At 52.3% G+C, this 20,177-nt stretch carries 18 protein-coding genes and 1 pseudogene; 14 read left to right on the plus strand and 5 right to left on the minus strand.

The window, feature by feature from the left end; all coding sequences use genetic code 11:
* Nucleotides 1-207: 207 nt before the first annotated feature.
* From FD30_RS05940 to FD30_RS05955, 4 genes are all read left to right on the plus strand, one after another.
* Nucleotides 208-621: a MarR family winged helix-turn-helix transcriptional regulator gene (locus FD30_RS05940; protein WP_082604816.1), complete on the plus strand. Its 414-nt coding sequence runs from the start codon at nt 208-210 to the stop codon at nt 619-621.
* 18 nt (nt 622-639) lie between these two features.
* On the plus strand, nt 640-2,037 hold the full coding sequence (locus tag FD30_RS05945; RefSeq protein ID WP_056944272.1) for an MFS transporter: 1,398 nt from the start codon (nt 640-642) through the stop codon (nt 2,035-2,037).
* A 171-nt stretch (nt 2,038-2,208) separates the two neighbouring features.
* The gene (locus FD30_RS05950; RefSeq protein ID WP_056944273.1) at nt 2,209-2,634 is read left to right on the plus strand and encodes a hypothetical protein; all 426 of its coding nucleotides are present in this window, start codon (nt 2,209-2,211) and stop codon (nt 2,632-2,634) included.
* Between the two features lie 224 nt (nt 2,635-2,858).
* Entirely contained in the window at nt 2,859-3,266 is a 408-nt protein-coding gene (locus tag FD30_RS05955; RefSeq protein ID WP_056944274.1) for a hypothetical protein, read from the plus strand.
* A 666-nt stretch (nt 3,267-3,932) separates the two neighbouring features.
* On the opposite strand, the gene FD30_RS05960 is transcribed toward FD30_RS05955, so the two are convergent.
* The 3 genes from FD30_RS05960 to FD30_RS05970 all read right to left on the minus strand — a co-directional run bounded on the left by FD30_RS05960 (nt 3,933) and on the right by FD30_RS05970 (nt 6,331).
* On the minus strand, nt 3,933-4,181 hold the full coding sequence (locus FD30_RS05960) for a hypothetical protein (protein WP_024747457.1): 249 nt from the start codon (nt 4,179-4,181) through the stop codon (nt 3,933-3,935).
* Between the two features lie 72 nt (nt 4,182-4,253).
* Nucleotides 4,254-5,639, minus strand: coding sequence for a sensor histidine kinase (locus tag FD30_RS05965; RefSeq protein ID WP_056944275.1), 1,386 nt, complete (start codon nt 5,637-5,639; stop codon nt 4,254-4,256).
* Entirely contained in the window at nt 5,636-6,331 is a 696-nt protein-coding gene (locus FD30_RS05970) for a response regulator transcription factor (protein WP_056944276.1), read from the minus strand. The genes FD30_RS05965 and FD30_RS05970 overlap by 4 nt, the downstream gene beginning before the upstream one ends.
* A gap of 235 nt (nt 6,332-6,566) precedes the next feature.
* On the opposite strand from FD30_RS05970, the gene FD30_RS05975 reads away from it, so the two are divergent.
* Complete coding sequence (locus FD30_RS05975; protein WP_024747460.1) at nt 6,567-6,854, plus strand: hypothetical protein; 288 nt, start codon at nt 6,567-6,569, stop codon at nt 6,852-6,854.
* Nucleotides 6,855-6,996: 142 nt separating this feature from the next.
* Here FD30_RS05975 and FD30_RS05980 read toward each other — a convergent pair whose 3' ends face one another.
* Nucleotides 6,997-7,656 carry an SDR family oxidoreductase gene (locus FD30_RS05980; RefSeq protein ID WP_056944277.1) on the minus strand — a complete coding sequence of 220 codons (660 nt, stop codon included), beginning with the start codon at nt 7,654-7,656 and terminating at the stop codon, nt 6,997-6,999.
* 313 nt (nt 7,657-7,969) lie between these two features.
* Between FD30_RS05980 and FD30_RS05985 the strand changes: the two genes are divergently transcribed.
* The 4 genes from FD30_RS05985 to FD30_RS06000 all read left to right on the plus strand — a co-directional run bounded on the left by FD30_RS05985 (nt 7,970) and on the right by FD30_RS06000 (nt 12,994).
* Entirely contained in the window at nt 7,970-9,172 is a 1,203-nt protein-coding gene (locus FD30_RS05985; RefSeq protein WP_056944278.1) for an NAD(P)/FAD-dependent oxidoreductase, read from the plus strand.
* 454 nt (nt 9,173-9,626) lie between these two features.
* Complete coding sequence (locus FD30_RS05990; RefSeq protein ID WP_056944279.1) at nt 9,627-10,193, plus strand: TetR/AcrR family transcriptional regulator; 567 nt, start codon at nt 9,627-9,629, stop codon at nt 10,191-10,193.
* 308 nt (nt 10,194-10,501) lie between these two features.
* Nucleotides 10,502-11,920 (plus strand): NAD-dependent succinate-semialdehyde dehydrogenase, encoded by a 1,419-nt coding sequence (locus FD30_RS05995; RefSeq protein WP_056944280.1) that lies wholly within the window; start codon nt 10,502-10,504, stop codon nt 11,918-11,920.
* Nucleotides 11,921-12,244: 324 nt separating this feature from the next.
* Nucleotides 12,245-12,994: a glucose 1-dehydrogenase gene (locus FD30_RS06000; RefSeq protein ID WP_024747465.1), complete on the plus strand. Its 750-nt coding sequence runs from the start codon at nt 12,245-12,247 to the stop codon at nt 12,992-12,994.
* Nucleotides 12,995-13,334: 340 nt separating this feature from the next.
* Here the strand turns inward: FD30_RS06000 and FD30_RS06005 are convergent, their stop codons facing one another.
* Nucleotides 13,335-14,711: an Nramp family divalent metal transporter gene (locus FD30_RS06005; protein ID WP_056944281.1), complete on the minus strand. Its 1,377-nt coding sequence runs from the start codon at nt 14,709-14,711 to the stop codon at nt 13,335-13,337.
* A 425-nt stretch (nt 14,712-15,136) separates the two neighbouring features.
* Between FD30_RS06005 and FD30_RS06010 the strand changes: the two genes are divergently transcribed.
* The 5 genes and pseudogenes from FD30_RS06010 to FD30_RS06035 all read left to right on the plus strand — a co-directional run bounded on the left by FD30_RS06010 (nt 15,137) and on the right by FD30_RS06035 (nt 20,044).
* Entirely contained in the window at nt 15,137-15,991 is an 855-nt protein-coding gene (locus FD30_RS06010) for a DegV family protein (protein ID WP_024747467.1), read from the plus strand.
* Nucleotides 15,992-16,482: 491 nt separating this feature from the next.
* A pseudogene (locus FD30_RS11770) lies at nt 16,483-17,358 on the plus strand (alpha/beta hydrolase).
* A gap of 551 nt (nt 17,359-17,909) precedes the next feature.
* Nucleotides 17,910-19,316 (plus strand): FAD-dependent oxidoreductase, encoded by a 1,407-nt coding sequence (locus FD30_RS06025; RefSeq protein ID WP_056944284.1) that lies wholly within the window; start codon nt 17,910-17,912, stop codon nt 19,314-19,316.
* A 141-nt stretch (nt 19,317-19,457) separates the two neighbouring features.
* Nucleotides 19,458-19,787 carry a thioredoxin gene (trxA, locus tag FD30_RS06030; RefSeq protein ID WP_056944285.1) on the plus strand — a complete coding sequence of 110 codons (330 nt, stop codon included), beginning with the start codon at nt 19,458-19,460 and terminating at the stop codon, nt 19,785-19,787.
* On the plus strand, nt 19,784-20,044 hold the full coding sequence (locus FD30_RS06035; RefSeq protein ID WP_024747471.1) for a metal-sensitive transcriptional regulator: 261 nt from the start codon (nt 19,784-19,786) through the stop codon (nt 20,042-20,044). The genes trxA and FD30_RS06035 overlap by 4 nt, the downstream gene beginning before the upstream one ends.
* Nucleotides 20,045-20,177 lie beyond the last annotated feature (133 nt).

Consider the following 20,177-nt stretch of genomic DNA (forward strand, 5'->3'; position numbering starts at 1 on the left):
GTGACGTTTCTTAGTCGTCCTAGTCAAAGGCCCAGCTTCGAGACCGCTCTTTGGCTCGAAGTGGTGCCCACTGCGTTCCAGCCCTAGCTAGCCGCCCGGTAAGGCGACTGATCCCATCAGTGTTGAAGGTCACATCAATCCACTCTTGAATTTCAGCTCAACTGCGTTATAATTGTTAGCTGACTAACAAAAAGGAGTGCGGATGAGATGACACCAAGATTAGGTGGACTTTTGCGGGATGCAACCAATCAGATGAACTTAGAATTGAACGCCTTTGCGCGGCCGTACGGGATGACCGGCATGCAGATGTCGGTAATTGACTACCTGCAACGGCAGGGGACGGCGGTGAGCTTTCAGGTCGATATCGAACATGAATTTCATATTCGCCGGTCGACAGCGTCACTGTTGATTGGCCGGATGGTCGAACGGGGGCTTTTGACCCGGGAAGTCGCGGCCAGTGACAGCCGGAAGCGCCAGTTGCAGTTGACCGCAAAGGGACGAGAATTAGTCCCCATCATCACGCAACACCTGACCGCGCAAGACGCCAAGATGGTTGCGGGACTGTCGCCGGAAGCGGCGGCCGGTTTTCGGCAAGCTCTGCGACAAATTGCACGGTGGTAGTCAGAAAGGAAGTTTGACATGGCAACTGAAAAAATTAGTCCCCGGGTGGTCGGTGCCGTCCTGGCGACCGGCCTGATGTCCCTTAGCGGGGTGATTGTGGAAACGGCGATGAACATCACGTTCCCCACGTTGATGCGGCAGTTTGGCATCACCACCGGCACGGTCCAGTGGATGACCACGTTGTACCTCTTGATCGTGGCCTGCATTGTGCCGATTTCTTCATACTTAAAACGCCGGTTTCGGATGCGGTCGCTCTTTATTACGGCCAACCTCCTGTTCATCGCGGGAATCTTGATCGACGCCTGCGCGACCAGCTTTCCCTGGCTGTTGATGGGTCGGGCGATTCAAGGGTTCGGTACCGGGATTGCCCTTCCCTTGATGTTCAACATCATCTTGGAACAGGTACCCCTGAGTCGCATCGGGATGATGACCGGGATTGGGACCCTGGTGACGGCAATTGGTCCCGCGATTGGGCCCACGTATGGGGGAATCTTGGTCACGAACCTGAACTGGCGGTATATCTTTTGGATTCTGGTCCCGTTCCTGGTGGTGTCGTTCTTCGTCGGTATCAAGACCATCCAGCAGGTAACGCCCACGGAACCGGTACGCTTCGATGTCTTGAGTATGGTGGGCATCGTGGTGATGTTCAGTGGTTTCATCTACGGCTTTAGTGCCGTCAGTACCCACGCGTGGGTGAGCTGGCCGGTTGCCGGAGCGTTAGGTTTAGGCGTCGTGGGGCTGGTGGGCTTTCGCTACCGTTCCCTTAAGCTTTCAACACCACTGATTCACCTTCAGGCCTTGAAAAATCGGGCCTTTAGCGGGACTCTGGCGGCGTTCTTCTTGATTCAGATCGCCAGCCTGGGCCTGTCGTTTATTCTGCCGAACTTCCTCCAGCTGGTGACCCACCAGACCGCGTTCATGGCGGGCCTGATCGTCCTACCGGGCGCGGCCATCGGGGCCATGTTTGCGCCGTTGGGTGGTCAGATCTTAGACCGCTGGGGGGCTAAACGTCCGATTTTGCTGGGGCTAGGCTTAGCGGTACTTGCCCTGATTGGGATGGCCGCAACGGCAGCCCACCGGCTATCTGCCGGTGGCGTTTTAGGTCTGTACGTGCTCTACATGATTGGGATTGGACTGGGCTTTGGCAACATGATGACCAGTGGTCTCAAGAACCTTTCCGCTGACCTTAAGGCCGACGGGAATGCGTTGATGAACGCTCTACAGCAGTTTGCGGGCGCCATGGGAACCGCGCTGGTCTCAGCGATTATCGCGGCCAGTCAGGCGGTTCCGGGGTCCACGACGGCCATCAAGACGGCCGCGGGGTCGCAAACGGCGCTGATTGTTCTAGTTGTGACCAGCGGCATTGCCTGGGCACTAATGGTCTGGGCATTGCGGCAATCCACTGATACTGATTAGGGCGCGATGTTTCGGAAAATGTTACGCGTGCGAGCCGTCCGCTCAGACGTTGACCAACTTTAAGCCAGTCCCGAGTTAGTAGGGCCGGTAGCTTTACTGTTGGTTGCTAATCTTGCGGCATTCTTTGACCGGGGTGCTACACTCACCACAAACATAGGTGAGGTGAGTAGCATGCAATTTGATTGGCGTTACGCGTTCCATTCGTTTTGGTTCTTAATGACGTATTTGATTCTATCCAGTACGGCTGTGTTCTTAAGTGCGGCCCACCCCCTCCGGATGGCTATCGGGACCGTGGTGGCCCTCCTGATTGTGGACCTCCTGTTCACGCACAACTACCCGTACTTTAACCGGGTCGATCGGCAGGGCCCCCAAGTGTTGGTCAGCATCGCGATGTTTGCCTTGATCGTGATCCTATCCAAGGCACTCGATCCGTCCTGGGCCAGTATTATCTGGGACTTTTTAGACTTTTGCCTGGCCGCTCTGGGCGGGACCATCGACGGGTACCTAGTACGGCCGACGGAGTTAAAGCCGAACCAGACGTTGCGAAGTTTACGTAAACGAAAAGCGTTACTGAAGAAGATTACGCATGATAAATAGGAGAGACGGGGCGTTGTGCAAGCACGAACCGTCTCTTTTTTTGAAAAAAACGCGAAAAGTTTGTGAATTTTCGTAACGGTTTTCATGGCTTACCTTGACCCAATGAAATCATTTTCACCCTTGCGGTTAGTAGTGCCATTGGCTTAACCATGCGGGTTTTAGCTGTTTCATTTGCTTGTGAAACATGCTAAACTGCAACTACTAATTTAAACGAGGTGAGGACAATGGTATTCGATTGGCGTTACGCTTTTCATTCTTTCTGGTTTCTCTTAACGTACATGATTTTATTGAGCACATCGGTCTTTTTGGATCTAGGCCAAGGGATGGCGTTAGGGACGATTGGCGCGTTGATGGTCGTGGACGGGTTGTTCACTCACAATTACCCTTACTTTAACCGGGTCGATCGCGAGGGAATTGCCATTGTCGCCAGCATTTGTGCGTTTGCCGTTTTGACGTTAGCCGCGGGTGGTGTCAGTACCGCTTGGAGCAGTCTGGTCTGGGACCTGTTAGCTTTTGCGTTAGCGGCCTTAGGTGGCACCATTGACGGGTGCTTGGCACGACCGACCCAGCTTGACCCGGGGGATACGCGCCGGGCATTGATTGCTGAAGGCCGTTTGGTGAAGAACTCCTAATTTGAGATTAAAAGAGCCTGTGCGGCTGCTGAATAGCGATCGTACAGGCTTTTTCTTACATTTGGTCAAAGGGCAGACTGGCAGATTGTGACAATCTCCCGCCTTACCGGTTGGCCCTGAAAAGGCCCAACCTCACGGCTAAATTAAGCGTATCAGAAACAGTGTTTTCTGACGTCCAAAATTGTAAATATCACCGGGGGGACTCTTAAACTAAAACGCTAAAGCGTAAATCTTACCAGACCTCGGATCCGTGGTAGGCATCATCATCCTTGCGTCATGGCTACAAACGGATGGCAGCCATATTCATACCAACCACCACGGCCTGTTGGCAAATCATGTTTTTCTATGGTTACACAACTGTAAGCCGAGAGGACGGCCAGACAAGGCTCAGCCGTGACATTTTCCTTGGTGAGCGTTCCTTAGCTCGCCTAGGAAAAGGCCAAGCTTGGAGACCTGTATTTTGGGCTCCAAGTTGTGCCCACGGCGTTCCAGCCTTGTCTGGCCGTCCGGTAAGGCGGATGACTATCACAGCAGTGTATGACAGACTTTGAGCCCAACAGTCTCTGTCAGATTTTCAGTGCCCAATATGCCATGATAATTCAAAAAGCTCTGTAAAATTGTTTTACAGAGCTTATCTTAGTGTGTTTGTGTTTTTAGGGCTTGCGACTAACTGGTCACCAACATCCAGTCGTAGGACAGAAGCTGGTGGAACCGTTCGCCGATGGGGACCCATAACTGAGCCTTGGCAATGTTAGTGATGGCTTCCCAGAACAGGGGGTCTTGGCGTTCTTGGTCGCTTAAGTTTAGGTTGACGTACTTCCCAGCCTCCGTTTTCGCAATCACGTAGGGGTAGAAGACCTTGGTGATTTGGGCGGGCGTAATGGTATGGATATTAGGGTTTTGATCAATCAGCATCGCGAACGCTTCCTTTCAAAAGATTATGGGATCAGTATACCCAAGAAAGGTTGCGATAGTCTTGGCAGTTGGTTAAGGATTCTCTGAGATTTTCTTAGGATCAGGTGCAGGGGTCAACCTGACGGTAAAAATCGACCCCTGAGGCTGGTTATCTTGAACGGTAATCTGGCCCTGATTCAACTGGACCAGTTGGGAGACGATGGCTAACCCCAGCCCACTACCTTCGACCTTCTGGGAGCGCGAGGCGTCGACCCGGTAGAAGCGTTCGAAGATGTGGGTGCGGTCCTCCGCAGGAATCCCGGAACCCTGGTCGGCTACACTTAACGTGACGGCTTGGTCATCTTGCGCCACGCGGACACTGATGGGGCTGGTGGCCGGCGAGTACTTGTGGGCGTTGTCCAATAGGGCGGTCAGAATCTGGTGGAGCATGTCGGTGTCCCCGTTGACCATGATTGGCGTGGTGGGCGCCTCGAGGCTCAGGGGTTGCTGGACCAGAGGCTGGTAATGGGCCACGACGTTGCGGGCCAGGGTCGCTAAGTCTAAGGGCTGCAAGGCGACCGCCGCCCGGTCCGCTCGCGACAGGTGGAGGAGGTTCTCAATCAAGTGTTGCATCCGCAGGGACTCCTGGTCGATGAATCCCAGTGATTCGGGGATGACTTCGGGGTGTTGCTCGCCCCGACGTTCGATTAATTTGAGATTCCCCCGAATCGTGGCAATGGGCGTCCGGAGCTCGTGGGAGGCGTCTGAGATGAACTGCCGCTCGCGTTGCAGGCGATTATTCTGGGCTGCGAGCAACTGGTTGAAGTCCTGCGCCAGTTGATTGATTTCGACGGGTTCTAGGGGTTGGGGCAGCTTGGGTTGGGTCACGGACGGTGTGGCTGCGGCTGCTTGAGCGGCCTGGGCCAGCTCGATGGTGGGGCGGCTGATACGGTTCGCCAGTCGCCGGACGAAGAACAGCCCCAACAGCAGGCTGAGCCCAATGGCAATAATCAGCATGGCAATCAGGACGTGCAGGTTGCCCAGCAAGACGTGCATCCCGATATAGAGGAGATAGGTCTGGCCGCCCACCTTAAGCGTTTCGGAGAAGAATAGGCCCTGGCCCTTCATATAGATCAGGTGGGTCAGGGGAACCGACCAGGCGTTGTCAGCGTCGATCTTGCGGGCCCCCGGGAGGAAGGACGTGGTGGTGCCGTCGCTATTCTTGATCAGGATAAAGGTGTTGTGGGAGTTCAGCCCGCTCCCCCGGTTGACGGTCAGCCAGTCCTGGAAATTACTGACTTGGGTGGTCTGTAAAGTAGCACTGAGGCGCGCGGCCTGGTCTTGGGCGCGGACCAGTTGGTCGATGGTCAGGGTGATTGAGACGGTCAAAATAATGATCAGGCCAATCATCAGGAGCAGGCTGGTGAAGGAGCGGCGAATGATGTCGGCGTAGGAACGGGGCGTTGTGGAAGTTTTCATGGTTCATCACCAACTTTCAGACTGTACCCGACGCCGCGAACCGTGTGAAAGAGTTGCGGCAGGTCGGCTAAGTCGACTTTATTGCGCAGGTAACCGATGTAGACGTCGACCACGTTCTGCTGGCCCAGAAAATCAACGCCCCAGACATTGTCGAGTAACTCGTCACGGGTGAAGACCTGGCCGGGATGACGCATCAAGAATAGAAGCAGGTCGTATTCCCGCTGGGTCAGTTGGATGTGGGTGGTGCCACGGGTGACCTGGCGGGTCTTGGTGACCAGAGACAGGTCGCCCACGTGGTAGGTCTGGTCCAGGCCGCTTTGGTGGGCCGCTCGGCGTTGAATCACCCGGATGCGGGCCAGGAGTTCTTCAATCTCGAAGGGCTTGGTGATGTAGTCGTCGGCCCCGTTGTCGAGTCCGGTGACTTTATCGCCCAGGTAGTCACGGGCGGTCATCATAATCACGGGTAGGTCGTCGTGCTTACGAATTCGGCGAAGGACCGCCATCCCATCGACTTTGGGCAACATCCAGTCCAGGAGGATCAAGAGTAGCTCGTCGCGGTGTTCTTGGTACAGGTTCCAGGCTTTCTCGCCGTCATCGGCGGTAATCACGGTAAAGTCTTCAAAGGTCAATTCTTTGGCCACGTAGCTCGCGAGGCCTTCTTCGTCTTCAACTAAAAGAATGGTATTTTGCATGATTGGAAACTCCTTTATTGGGCATCAGAGAATGGAAACGATTCGGGAGACGCAGGTCCCCTAATAATGAGGAATCTGATTAATTACTGGTATGGTAGCATATTCAGCTAAACGAAAAGTAAGAAATTCATATTTTAAGCTTAAGAACCCCTCAAGATTTCGGCGACGCGCACATGGTATAACTAATACATCGAAAGCGAACAGCTAAACGTTATCCATTGAGGAGTGGTTAAGAATGACAAAATTCAGTAAACGTGTCAAAACTTTAGTTTTAGGTCTCATGACGGTCTCAACGGTGATGGCAACTTCCGCGGGGGCTTCGGCGGCCACTAAGACCACGGCGCACATCGAACCTGTCCAAGCCACGGTCACGTTGAACCAACAGCCCGTTGCCCAGGTCGAATTCAACCGAATCCACTTGCGGCGCACCAGCACCAAGCAGATTGCCCAACAGGTTCAGACCACCGTCGATGCCAGTGCCCTGAACTTAGACCAACAACACCGACAACAATTCTTGAAGTAGCGACGTTCCTCCAAACGCCTCAGCTGGCCGTTGCAGCGGCCGGCAAACCAAGATTAGCAGAATAGAAGTCCACCCCTTGGGTTAATAAAACCCCGTCAACGGATACACCGTCGGCGGGGTTTTGTGGACGCTAATCCAGTCATTACTGTAAAACGGCGGCCTGGCTTAGGGCTTGGTCAATGGGCGTCTCACCGTTGACCAGAGTGATAATCTGGCGTGGTAGGGGATGAGCTACGACCGCGGCGACGGTTGCGGCCACGTCGGCACGGGTGATGGACCGGTTATCGCTCTTAGTTGGGTTCAATGCCAGCTTACCCGTTGGGGCGTCGTTAGTTAGAATGCCGGGGCGAACGATGGTGTAGGCCAGGTCCGTCCGGTGCTGGAGCCATTGATCGGCGTAGTACTTGGCCACGTAGTAGGGGCGAATGCTGGACTTAGCCCAAGATTCGCGGTTGCCGGTCCCCATGGCGCTGACCATGATGAAGCGTTTGATGCCGGCCTTTTCGGTCGCAATCATGGCCTTGACGGCGCCATCCAAGTCGATGTTGAGCGTCATATCGTCGCCGGTGCTGCCACCGGAACCGGCGGAAAAGACTACCGTGTCGATGCCTTGCATGGCGGGAACCATGGCATCGGCGGTCCCCATCAGATCGAACATCCGGGCTTGGCCGCCCTGTTTATCGATACTAGCGGCTTGTTCGGCGTTTCGAATCCCACCAAAAACCGTTTCTCCATTGGCTGCGAGGTCGTGGACGATGTGCTGGCCCACTTGACCATGGGCACCAATAACCAGTGTTGTCATGAAAAAGTACCTCCTTGAATTGTTGACTTAACTAATGCTTACCTTAAATGATTTTTCATTAGTTGTCAGCTGAAACGACTTCGGGGTAACGGGAAATCAGGACGATTCTTTGTGAAGGAGATTACGAACCCTTTTGAATGGTTTTTCAAGTGATAAGCCGTATAATGAGGTTAAAGACCTCAGGTAATAGTACTATCCAGCGTTCCGATTGGGGGGACGGTGAACATACGCCGGATTGTAACCGGTTTAGTCACAGTGACAAATGGATAAACTATTAACGAGGAGAACTTTAATAGTAAAGGGAGTCGTGATTATGGCAACGATTTTAGTATTAGGCGGCGGTTATGCGGGGATGCGGGCCGTAAAGTTTTTACAACGGGAAGTTCCCAGTGAGCATGAGATTATCTTAGTGGATAAGTCGGGGACCCATACCGAAAAGACCAACCTCCACGAAGTTGCGGCGGGGACCATCGCACCAGAAAAAATCACCTACGAAATCAACGACATTATTGGCAGCCGGGTCAACTTCATTCGCGATACCGTCACGAATGTGGACGTTGATCAGAAGCAGGTCACCCTGGCGGACCATGAACCCATCACCTACGACTACTTGGTTCTGGCGCTAGGCTTTCAGTCCGAGACGTTTGGACTGAAGGGGGCTGAGGAGAACGCCTTGCCGATGGATGATCTGGCCACCTCTGAAGCCGTTTACCAACATATTGAAAAGACCATCAAGGGGTACAACCAGACGCAGGATCCCAACGACTTGACTATTGCAGTCTGTGGGGCGGGCTTCACCGGAATTGAATTGCTGGGTGAACTGACCCAATCCCTGCCGAAGTTACAGACTAAGTACAATACGCCAGCGATTAAGCTGGTCTGCTTGGAACGGATGACCAGTATTCTCCCTATGTTTGACAAGTCCTTGGGTGACTACGCGATGCAGTTCCTGGCAAAGCATAACGTTGAGATGAAGCTGGGGTCCAGTATCACGGAGATCACACCGAATTCCGTGATGTACACGGACGGCAACGACCAAGAACATGAAGTGAAGGCCAACACCATTGTCTGGACCGTGGGAGTTAGCGGGTCGCACGTGATTGCGGACTCTGGCTTCGAACAACGGCGGAACCGGGTCGTGGTCAACGATGACCTGACCTTGAAGGACCACCCTGAGGTCTACATTATCGGGGATGTGTCCGCGGTGATGGATCCGGAGAGCAACCGGCCGTACCCGACGACGGCGCAGATTGCGTTGGCAGCGGGAACCCAAGCAGCGAAGAACATTGGGTTACAACTCCGTGGCCGGGCCACGCAGAAGTTCGTCTACAAGTCTAGTGGGACCGTGGCCTCACTGAGTGACCGTGACGGAATCGGTGAGATTGGGAGTAGCAACCGGAAAGTGAAGGGGTACGTGGCTTCAGCCCTGAAGAAGATCATTACGGACCGATCGCTGTTTGAAAGCGCCCACTTAAGTACTGTCTTTGCCAAGGGACGCTTCGATCTGTATCATTAAAAAAATTTCATAAAAGTGGGTGGGCTTAGTAGCCTACCCGCTTTTGTCATGCTAGAATGGAAAAAACGAGGAAAAATTATCTAAAGTTTGGTCATTAGCCGTTGAGGAGCGACTATTTGATAAATTTCGAGCAAATGGGCAGATAGACCCGCACGACTCGGAAAATTTGGATAAATTTCTTCCGAAAAATCCGGACCCAATGGGGAATTGTGCCCAAAAGTGGCGTACAATTAAATGATAGGTATGCTATAATTAGGCCTGTTCAATGGCGGCAGTGGACGCCATTTACAGGCATCACCACTTGAAATTTGGTGGATGATTCGACCTAGGAATCATTTAAAAAACTAATAAGCACGAGGGTTTAGATTAGTCAATGTGAGTCGTTTAAGCCGTGAACTGTAAGGACGGGACGTCACATTGCCCTAAATGGGTGTGGATGATTGGAGGTAGCACGATGGCAGCATCAGAGACTAAGGAACGGATTGCGGAATCCTTGGCATCGTTGTTGGACCACAATACGTTTGATAAGGTCACGGTTCGCGAGATTGCGGATGAAGCAGAAGTCCACCGGAAGACGTTCTATTACTATTTTGCGGATAAGTATGAGCTCTTGGCATTTGTTTATCAGAAGTTCATCGTGGAGGCACCACGACGGGAGAAACCGGTGACGATTACCCTGGAGAATTGGCGTCCGGAGACGATTCAGTTATTAGAACGGATTGCGGATCATTCGAAGCTCTTTTTGAACGCTTATTCTTATGATGATGGCGTTTGGCGACAATCGACCAACGAGTTTGTGGCGGCGCGCTTATCCATTCTTTTACATGCCATGCCCGAGTATCGATACTTAAAAGAAGATGTGATTGACACGTCAGCGGAGTTTGTCGCTGCCGGGGCCATGGGCATCATTAATAAATGGGCTAATGATGGCTTTAAAGCTACGCCCCGGACGGTCCTGGACCAGATTACGACGGCTAACCGGCTGTTTAATGGGATTTTGGATCGTTGGAAGTTAAGTTAAACTTTAGTGAAAGCACCTGCTGTTGAGCAGGTGCTTTTTTGTCTTGGCGGATAAAAAAATTTTTTAAGAGCAGGGAAAATAATCGCAACCGGTTGCACTTGATTTGACCTATACCAATCTATCCTTGGTATCATCGCTTTTCGCGAAGGTTGTATGTAAAATCGCTTTCATTTTAAAGATTTCACTAGTCCTATTTGAGAAACTAGTCACAAGAAAATCGCTGGCATTATGGGGGTTCAAAGCGTATGATTTAAAAATGTAAAGGGATACATTGTGAAATTTAAAAGTGCATGAGGAGGATTTGTGTTATGGCCTATCAAACCATTAATCCATATACCAATGAGGTCGTGAAGACCTATGATGAAGCAACACCTGAATACATCGAAAGCAGCTTAGCCCAAGCGCAAAAACTTTATAAACAGTGGCGTAATGATCCAGTAGCCACCCGGATTCCGGTACTCCGGAAACTGGCCCAAATCTTTCGGGACGAAACGGATTCGTTAGCTAAGGTCCTAACGGTCGACATGGGAAAACTGTACAGTGAAGCGCAAGGAGAAGTTCAGTTGTGTGCGATGATTGCCGATTACTACGCAGACAACGCCGAGAAGTTCTTGGCACCACGCAAGATTGATTCCATTGCCGGTGATGCCCAGTTGGAGAATCATCCCCTGGGGGTTCTGATGGCAGTGGAACCTTGGAACTTCCCGTACTACCAGATGATGCGGATCTTCGCCCCTAACTTCGCGGCGGGAGACCCCATCGTTTACAAGCACGCAGCTAATACACCAGCGTCCGCGTTGGCCTTTGAAGATGCCGTTAAGCGCGCTGGTGCCCCAGCCGGTTCACTGACGAACCTCTTCTTATCTTACGACCAAGTTGAACAAGTTATTGCCGACCCTCGGGTTCAGGGAGTCGCTCTGACCGGTTCCAAACGTGGGGGAACGGCGGTCGCGGCGGCCGCTGGTAAGTACCTCAAGAAGAGTACCATGGAATTAGGCGGTGTCGATGCCTTTATCGTGGCACATGACGCTGATATGGCCCAAGTCAATGAGATTGCGCCCCGGGCGCGGCTCTACAATGTGGGTCAGGTCTGCACGTCATCCAAGCGGTTTATCGTTACGGAAAACCACTACGATGAGTTCTTAGCCAACCTGAAGAAGTCCTTCGCGGCCGCTAAGTTGGGTGATCCGATGGACCCCAATACCACGTTGGCACCCATGAACTCGAAGAAGGCGAAGGAAAAGCTTCAAGAACAAGTAGATGAAGCCGTGCAGAACGGGGCCACCTTAGCCTTTGTCCACGACCCGGTCGATAGTGACGGCCAGTTCTTCCTGCCAACCATCTTGACTGATATTGCGAAGGACAACCCGGCTTACGGGCAAGAAATGTTTGGTCCGGTCGCCCAGGTCTACAAGGTCAAAGACGATGACGAAGCCATTGCGTTGGCGAACGATACCGACTTAGGATTAGGTGGGATCGTCTTCGCCGGGAGTGCCGAGTACGGTGCGGAATTAGCGTCTCGGATGGAGACGGGGCAGGTCTACGTCAACACCTTCTTCAGCTCCTTGCCAGAACTAGAATTTGGCGGTGTGAAGCAGTCCGGTTATGGCCGTGAACTGGGTCAAAACGGGATCATGAGCTTCGTCAACCAGGAGTTAGTGGTTAAGCGCGATGCCCCAGCTGACAACCTAGCAGGTGGGTTAGTCACAGCAGCGCATTTCAATTAGTGTGATTCCCCCTGATGGTGCGGTGAAACGGACGATTGGGGTAGGCCCGGAGATTTTCGGTTATCTCCGGGCCTTTTTGATACCTGAAAATCGGACTGACTGGGACCCGTTTTAAACTGACTGGTGATGGTCATCCGTCTTCCTGGACGGTTCATAGTCGTACTAGCCTGATAGTCGGCTGTTCCGGAGGCCCTTTCGGTTTTGAGTCATGATTGACTTACCGATTAGTTTTCAGACAGTTCATAATTTTTTCGATAAAATAATATTCAAAACGGCTTTAATGTGATAATCTGAACAAGTAATCATTGAGAAAGGGTGAATCGTATGTCAGATCGTTTAGCAGGAAAAGTTGCGATTATTACGGGAGGCGTCGCCGGAATTGGTCTGGGTATCGCGGAGTGCTATGTACGCGAAGGGGCCAAGGTGGTCTTGACGGCCAACCATAACGTGGACGGCGGGAAAGCCGCGGTTGCCAAGTTTGGGGACGACGTGAGTCTGTTCGTCCAACAAGATGTGTCGCAAGAGGCTGATTGGCAGAAAGTCATCGACGCGACGATCGCCAAGTTCGGTAAGCTGGACATCTTAGTCAACAACGCCGGCATCGGACCCATGATGCCCGTGATCGAAGACGTCTCCTTAGCCGACTGGCAAAAGGTCATCGACGTGAACCTGACGGCTAACTTCTTAGGTGAGAAAGCGGCCATCAACGCCATGAAGCAGACCAACGATGCGCAGGGGTCGATCATCAATGTCTCCTCAGTAGCCGGCTTAGTGGGCTTACCCACGGCACCCGCTTACTCTGCCAGCAAGGGGGGCACGCGCCTGTTGACGCACGCCACGGCCCTGAATCTGGCCCAACGGAAGATTAACATTCGGGTCAACTCCGTCCACCCTGGTTGGATCGACACGTCAATCGTGCCGGCCGCTGCTAAGGAACAGCTGATCAAGACCATCCCCGTAGGCCACATGGGCCAACCTAAGGACATCGGCGAAGTCTGCGTCTACTTAGGCAGCGATGAATCCAGCTTTGCTAACGGTGCTGAGTTCACGGTCGATGGTGGGCAACGCGCCTAACCGTCCGGTAACTCGTCCAGCGTAGTTGCTGGTTCCGTTTAGTTGTGTAATTAAACCAACCACAAATTCTATTGAACTCATCAATTTATTAATAGTGTGGTTGCAACCGATTGCTCTACATGGTAAGATGGCCCACGTATTCACATGCTCAGTCCTGCAACGATAAGATCGTTGTACGCGCGAACGGGGTCTAACCAACCCATGAACGATGTTCGCCATCAATTGCCTAACCTTTCGGCTCCCACTAAACCACATCACGATGAGTTTGCAGTCACTGAGTTTCATTGAGATCAAAAAAAGCCCCCACCGAATTTTCGGCGGGGGCTTTTAAATTTAGCGGTTAGGCCAGGCCTAACGTGTTTAAAATCAGATAAACGTTCAAGATAATCAGAATCACCGCAATGATCCAAGACAGGATCTTGACCCAAGTCTTGTTTACGAACTCACCCATCAGCTTAGAATTACTGGTGAAGATGACCAGGGGAATCATCGCGAACGGTAACGCGACACTCAAGAAGACTTGCGAGAACGTCAGAAGCGATTCAATCTTGGCTTCGTTGTCGTGGTAGTACAACGCGAAGATGACCACTGGCGTCACGGAGATCAACCGGGTCAGTAACCGTTGTGCCCACAGAGGCATCTTCAGGTTAATGAACCCTTCCATGATAATCTGACCAGCCAAGGTCCCCGTAATGGTCGAGCTTTGTCCGGAAGCCAATAGGGCTAACGCGAACAACATACTCAAGATGGGACTGGCAATGGCGCCGACAATCTGACTGTTGCTTAAGGCGTTGTACAGATCGACGAACCGGCCTAAGTCACTGTCCGTGCCGAAGAAGAGGGCGGCCCCTAGAATCAAGAGGAGACTGTTGACGACAAAGGCGATGGTCAGCTGAATGTTGGAGTCAATCGTGGTGAACTTGATGGCTTGCGCCACACTCTTCCGGTTCTTCCGGTCGAAGTTCCGCGTCTGGGAGATGGAAGATCCCAGGTACAGGTCATGGGGCATCACGGTCGCCCCCACGATCCCTAAGGACAAGTACAGCATCCCTTGGTTCGTGACCACGTGGCTAGATGGTAAGTAGCCCTTGACCACTTCGCTCATCTGGGGCTGGGAGAGAATCACTTCGTAGAGGAAGACAAAGAGGATCACGGCGACTAACGTGGCCACGATGGCTTCGATCTTCCGGAAGCCTAGTTTCATCAACACCAGCAGTAACAGCACATCGGCAGCGGTGATTAAGATCCCGACCAGTAGGGGGAATCCGAATAAGAGCTTTAACGCGATCCCGGAACCGATGATTTCGGCGACGTCGGTGGCCACGATGGCTAGTTCGGTGATGATCCAGAGGACGAACCCGGTGAATTTACCCGTTCGCTCTCGTGTTAATTGGGCCAAGTCTTTGCCCGTCACGATTCCTAATCGAGCGGACATGGCTTGGAGGAGCATCGCAATCAAACTAGACATCAGGACCACCGTCAGTAACGTGTACTTGTATTGGGCCCCACCGGCAATGGAGGTAATCCAGTTCCCAGGATCCATATATCCGACGGCGATCAGAGCGCCAGGTCCGGTGTAGGCGGCCAGGGTGCGCCAGAATCCCGCATTTTGGGGAACGTCGACACTGCCGTTGACTTCGTCCAGACTCTTTTGGCCAGCGTCCGTCGATTTGAGCATGTGGTGCTTGGTCGTTGCATCGGTTTCATGTTTCTTCATATAAAACCCCTCTTTTCTATCTGTCTAGAAATTCAGGTAGTCGCATGACTTCTGCCTTTCCAAATCCTATCCCACCGCGCACCAGTCGGGGGCAACGCGATAATGGTGCCCCTTAACTGTGCCTGATGGCATAATATTTCAACCGTAAGTATAGGCTAAATCCCTACAAAGTCAACCGTTTACGGGATTAGCGAATCCCCGAATCCCAGGGGACTATGTGGATGGTGGCCACTGGGCAACCCATTGGTGACGATTTCATGCAAGGGCTGGACGGTCCGAGAAAAAATTTTGCCACTCAATTGTTTTCACTATCATTAGTAAAGATAGGCATAGTGATTCAATCAACTAGTATCAAAAACTAGATGATTGCGGTATAATGGCAAGTACCAGCGAGAAGTGGAAACTCCTAGAAATGAGGAACCAATATGCAAACTGAAAAAATTGCGATTTTAGTCGATTCTTGTTCGGACGTCCCAGCTTCTGTCCTCCAAGCGGCTGACATGGCACTCTTACCGGTCAACGTGATCTTTCGTGACCGGGTCTATGAAGACCGCGTGACCATCACGCCGGCGGAATTCTACCGGCGGCAGGCGACCGAACAGGCCACTACGGCCAGTCCAACCGGGAAAACGGTACTCGAGGCCTTCGAGCGCATCCAGGAGTCTGGCTACACCCACGTGTTGGGTGTCTGCATCTCGGATAAACTCTCGGGAACCTTTCAAGAAGTTAAATTATTAAGTGAAGACTCACCCTTAAAAGTTCATATGGTGAATACTAAGAATATCGGGATTGGGAGCGGCTTTGCGGCCATTTACGCGGCCCAGCTACGGGATCAAGGATTAGCGTTCGATGACCTGGTCGCGGAAGTCGAGCGAGTCGTTCGTCAGACCAAAGTCTTCTTCTATATTCCTAACCTGAAATACCTGGTGGCGGGCGGCCGGGTCGGCCGGGTCGCGGGGATGGCCGGAACGCTACTGAACGTTAAGCCGATCATCTCGTGTGATCCCGATGGGGTCTTTGCGCCAGTCGCTAAAGCGCGTGGTGAGAAGCGGGCCTTGGCCAAGCTGATCAGCCTGGTGGGGGAAACGATTGGTGACCATCAGCAGGTCAGTGTCTCCGTAGTCGACGGGGCCAACCCCGAGTTACGCGAGACCATCTTGGCCCAGTTACAGGCGGCTTACCCGCAGGTCAGTGACTGGGGCAGTGGCGATATCTCACCAGCCTTGGGGGTTCACACGGGCCCCGGATTGGTGGGCGTGGGGATACAGGTGCGCGATTAGGCTTGTGAAATCACAGATGTAGCCCTTAACATTCAAGCCATACAAAAAGGCCACGATGGCAACGAGGCTATCATGGCTTGAGGGGGGTACGAGCAGAAGTTTAAGACTTTGGGGGAGTGCTAAGTTCTGCTCGCGTGAAGAATCATAAGAATTTGTTTCGGGTCGACAAGCGCTCCTTGTTGACCTGACTGTAGTTTAACCCAGGTGGGGTTGTGGCGCAATCAATTGGTTTAATAAATATATTAATAATAAACCAAAACCATTTGACAGCTGGTTGCTGAAACGTTTATCCTTGAATGGACTAGCCATTAGACCGGGATGACTCACAGATTGTGGGGCTCATTACGGATTTGGCCCCACTGACTTTGTGAAAAGACGGTGGCTCACGACCTAGATATGGGGGCAACGGAAGAGATTTCCGTGCGGCCCCCGGGATAAAACGGCTTCAGGAGGATCGGAAGTTCATGGACTTAAGTTTAGTAGAATTAGCAATGATTTCGGGAGCGACCAGTGCGCTGGGACGGCTACGGACCCGCCGTAAGCTGGCTAAGTGGCAACGCCAACGGCCACGGGTGACTCCGCAGATTCCTACGCTCTTTGTCCACGGACTACGTGGTAGTTCTAAGACCATGGCGGCCATGCTGAAAGCCGCCGTCCACGTGGGTCATTGTCGGCCGTTGACCATTCACGTGACCCACGCGGGCAAGCTGAAAATCAGCGGCAAGTGGGATGACCAAGCCGAACACCCGTTGATTCAGGTGACGTTTGGCAATAACCAAGCCCGGTTGGCGTTTCAGGTCCGGTGGCTCCACGAAGTCATGATCTACTTGCGTGGCCAGCATGGGGTTCAAGCCTACAACGCGGTGGGCCATTCGGCGGGAAGCGTGGCCTTAGTGGCCTACGCGGAAGCCTTTGGCCAAGACACCTGGTTACCCCGTTTGAAAAAGCTGGTGACCATTGCCGGTCCCTTTAACGGGGTGATCGGAATGAACGAGAGCCACAACACCAACTTCCTAACGGAGACCGGTCGACCGAAAATCGTGTATCCCCGGAGCTTCTGGTTGCCCAGTTACGCGGACCTCTACTAACGTCGGGAGGCTTTCCCGACCGACGTGGCGGTCTTGAACATTTACGGTGATCTTGAAGACGGGTCGCATTCGGACCGCTACATTTCGACGGCTTCCGCACGCTCTTTGCGTTACTTACTAGGAACGATCCCCGCGAGTTTTCGGGAGGTCGGTTTCCGGGGGGCCGGAGCGGAACACAGTCGCCTGCACGACAACCCGCAGGTTCAAGCGCTAGTCTTTGACTTTCTTTTCCAGGAACCGGCGCCGACAATCAACCTAGCTTCAGTTAAAATGAGTTAACAAAAAGCCCTGAACGACATGCGGATCGTTCGGGGCTTTTCTACAGAATTAGGAATCATTATTGAAACACTTGTTTTGGGGGGAGTGCATCTTTTGACGCTGATTCCTAGATTAATCACAGTGCTTAACATTGGCGCATAACACGAACCAACTACCAGTATCATAGCGGGATTGGGGGGCGCCCGCAAGCGAATTGTGACGGCTGAGGCAAAGTGGTTAAAGGTCACAATAATTAGTCAGTAAAACCGGTTATTGACAAGGATTCGTGCTAAACTAAGACCGCGGACTGCGTTAACGACAGAAACTTATGATGGATTAAGTTATAAATTAATTTGAAGATAAACCGCCTAAAAACCGCGTCCCAATAGGAAACGGCTGTGGCGGTCTTAATTTTAACTGTAAGTGTGCAACTTGCACATGTTCCCGTCATTTTGGCAAAAGTGTGAGAAAACGACCCCGAATCGCCACTTTTCCGATAGTAAGTCGTTTATCTTTCGCTAACTTTCAAGTAGACTAAGCCTAGAATCGTTTTTCGATGTAGGAGGGTAAACATGAAAGTCATCATTGTTGGTAGTACACACGCTGGTACGAATGCGGCGTTACAAATTTTGCGTGATCACCCAGAAACTGAGGTTACCATTTATGAGCGGCACACGAACGTTTCTTTCTTATCTTGTGGGATTTCCTTGTACCTGGACGGACAAGTTAAACACCTAGAAGACATGTTTTACTCTTCACCAGAGCAATTGACCAGTTTGGGGGCCACGATCAAGACGCGCTGCAACGTGTTGAAGATTGATGCTGAGGCGAAGACACTGGAAGCCGTTAATATGGATACTGGGGATCTGATTAATGACACCTATGATAAGTTGATTATGGCGACGGGGTCGACCGTGACCGTCCCACCGATCTTCGGTATCGATGAAGACAAGGTCCTGCTATGCAAGAACTACGACCAAGCCAAGGCCATCTACGAAACGGCGAAGACCAATAAGCGGATCGCCATCATTGGGGCCGGCTACGTGGGGACGGAATTAGCGGAAAGCTATGCCCGGACGGATCACGATGTGCAGTTGTTCCAGTCACGGGACATCATCTTGAACCATTATGTCGATAAGAACTTCTCCGAACGCATCGTTGACACGCTCGAAGACAAGGGCGTTAAAGTCTATCTCGATCGGCGGGTCACCGCCTTTACCGGTAACGATAACGACGAGTTGGTCATCGAGACCACTGACGGCGACTTCACGGCGGACTTGGCCATCGTCTGCACCGGTTTCGTACCGAACACGGAACTGCTCCGGGGCCAAGTTGAAATGGATAAGCACGGAGCCATCATCATTAATCAATACGTGCAATCATCCAACCCAGACATTTATGCCTGTGGTGACGCGTGCGTGGTCAACTTCAACCCGACCGGCAAGCCAGCCTACACGCCATTAGCGACGAACGCGGTCCGGCAAGGAATGTTGGCGGGGATGAACGTCTTCGGGAACATCCAACAGTACATGGGGACCCAGGCGACCTCGGCCATGAACATCTTCGGCTACACCCTGGCCTCCACGGGACTGACGCTACAACATGCCAAGAAGTCCGGCTTTGAAGACGCCGATATGGTCACCTTCGAGGGAACTTGGCGGCCGGAGTACATGCCGACCACGGATAAGCTGTCGATCAACTTGGTCTACGATACCAAGACACGTCTGATCTTAGGGGCCCAACTCTTCAGTAAGCATGAAGTGGCTCAGTCGGCGAACGCCTTATCCATTGCCATCCAAAACCGCAACACTATCGATGATTTAGCCTTTGTTGATATGCTGTTCCAGCCGAACTTCGACGACCCGTTCAACTACTTGAACTTAGTCGCCCAGATGGCGGTTGAAAAGGAAGTCAAGCGCAACAACAACCATCCGCGGTTAACGGCGGGGATGTACGTGGCGCCTGGTGAGCAAAAATAAATTGATGAGAAATTAAAGAAAAACGCCGTTCGGGAACTCGCTGAGCGGCGTTTTTGAGTTGAAAACAAGCCGTCAGGGTAGCCAAAGCATACCCCAAGGGGTATAATGAACGCATTCAGTTTTTACAGGAGGGATTTCGGCATGCAAGCGATTATGACGAAAGATTTTGAACACGTAGGTGACGATGCGGCTTTGACGGTCGTTGATTTTTGGGCGGCGTGGTGTGGGCCCTGCAAGATGCAGACGCCGGTTCTCGAGGACCTCGACCAGGATTATGCGGGCCAGGTCAAGTTTGCGTCCTTAGACGTGGACCAGAACCAGGAATTGGCCCAGTCACTGGGAATCATGAGTATTCCATCACTGGTGATCTTTAAGAACGGCAAGCCCACAGAAAAGGTCGTGGGTTTTCACCCTAAGGCCGCGTTGAAGAAGTACCTGGACAGTAAGTTGGCGGAGGCGATGGCAGAATGACCACCACGCAGACCCAGTTAAAGAACCGGTTACGGCGCACGGACGGTCAGCTGCACGGCATCATGAAGATGGTGGAAGACGGTCGGGAATGCCAGGACATCCTGACTCAGCTTTCCGCAGTACGTTCCAGCGTGGAACGGATCATGGGGGTCGTAGTCGCGGCCAACGTCCAGCAATGCGTGGACGACGTGCAGCTTTCTAAAGACCAGCAGGCGGAATTACAGTCGGCTTTGGAATTGGTCATTAAGAACCATTAGTGTCATCGTGCTGGCAGGTCTTCTGCTAGGGCGCTGGTCAGTAAATTGTGAAACAGCCTAAGATGAGCTCTGTAACCCTTGCTATAGTCCCCTTAAGGTTGACAGATGAAAAACTATAATTCATCTATCAATT

This window comes from Levilactobacillus namurensis DSM 19117, from assembly GCF_001434785.1.
Taxonomy (GTDB): domain Bacteria; phylum Bacillota; class Bacilli; order Lactobacillales; family Lactobacillaceae; genus Levilactobacillus; species Levilactobacillus namurensis.

Coding starts and splice junctions, on each gene's coding strand:
- FD30_RS05940 (WP_082604816.1), top strand. CDS start 208: ATGACACCAAGATTAGGTGGACTTTTGCGGGATGCAACCAATCAGATG.
- FD30_RS06005 (WP_056944281.1), bottom strand. CDS start 14,711: ATGAAGAAACATGAAACCGATGCAACGACCAAGCACCACATGCTCAAA.
- FD30_RS05975 (WP_024747460.1), top strand. CDS start 6,567: ATGACAAAATTCAGTAAACGTGTCAAAACTTTAGTTTTAGGTCTCATG.
- FD30_RS05960 (WP_024747457.1), bottom strand. CDS start 4,181: ATGCTGATTGATCAAAACCCTAATATCCATACCATTACGCCCGCCCAA.
- FD30_RS05980 (WP_056944277.1), bottom strand. CDS start 7,656: ATGACAACACTGGTTATTGGTGCCCATGGTCAAGTGGGCCAGCACATC.
- FD30_RS06035 (WP_024747471.1), top strand. CDS start 19,784: ATGACCACCACGCAGACCCAGTTAAAGAACCGGTTACGGCGCACGGAC.
- trxA (WP_056944285.1), top strand. CDS start 19,458: ATGCAAGCGATTATGACGAAAGATTTTGAACACGTAGGTGACGATGCG.
- FD30_RS05950 (WP_056944273.1), top strand. CDS start 2,209: ATGCAATTTGATTGGCGTTACGCGTTCCATTCGTTTTGGTTCTTAATG.
- FD30_RS05955 (WP_056944274.1), top strand. CDS start 2,859: ATGGTATTCGATTGGCGTTACGCTTTTCATTCTTTCTGGTTTCTCTTA.
- FD30_RS05985 (WP_056944278.1), top strand. CDS start 7,970: ATGGCAACGATTTTAGTATTAGGCGGCGGTTATGCGGGGATGCGGGCC.
- FD30_RS05995 (WP_056944280.1), top strand. CDS start 10,502: ATGGCCTATCAAACCATTAATCCATATACCAATGAGGTCGTGAAGACC.
- FD30_RS05965 (WP_056944275.1), bottom strand. CDS start 5,639: ATGAAAACTTCCACAACGCCCCGTTCCTACGCCGACATCATTCGCCGC.
- FD30_RS06000 (WP_024747465.1), top strand. CDS start 12,245: ATGTCAGATCGTTTAGCAGGAAAAGTTGCGATTATTACGGGAGGCGTC.
- FD30_RS06010 (WP_024747467.1), top strand. CDS start 15,137: ATGCAAACTGAAAAAATTGCGATTTTAGTCGATTCTTGTTCGGACGTC.
- FD30_RS05990 (WP_056944279.1), top strand. CDS start 9,627: ATGGCAGCATCAGAGACTAAGGAACGGATTGCGGAATCCTTGGCATCG.
- FD30_RS05945 (WP_056944272.1), top strand. CDS start 640: ATGGCAACTGAAAAAATTAGTCCCCGGGTGGTCGGTGCCGTCCTGGCG.
- FD30_RS05970 (WP_056944276.1), bottom strand. CDS start 6,331: ATGCAAAATACCATTCTTTTAGTTGAAGACGAAGAAGGCCTCGCGAGC.
- FD30_RS06025 (WP_056944284.1), top strand. CDS start 17,910: ATGAAAGTCATCATTGTTGGTAGTACACACGCTGGTACGAATGCGGCG.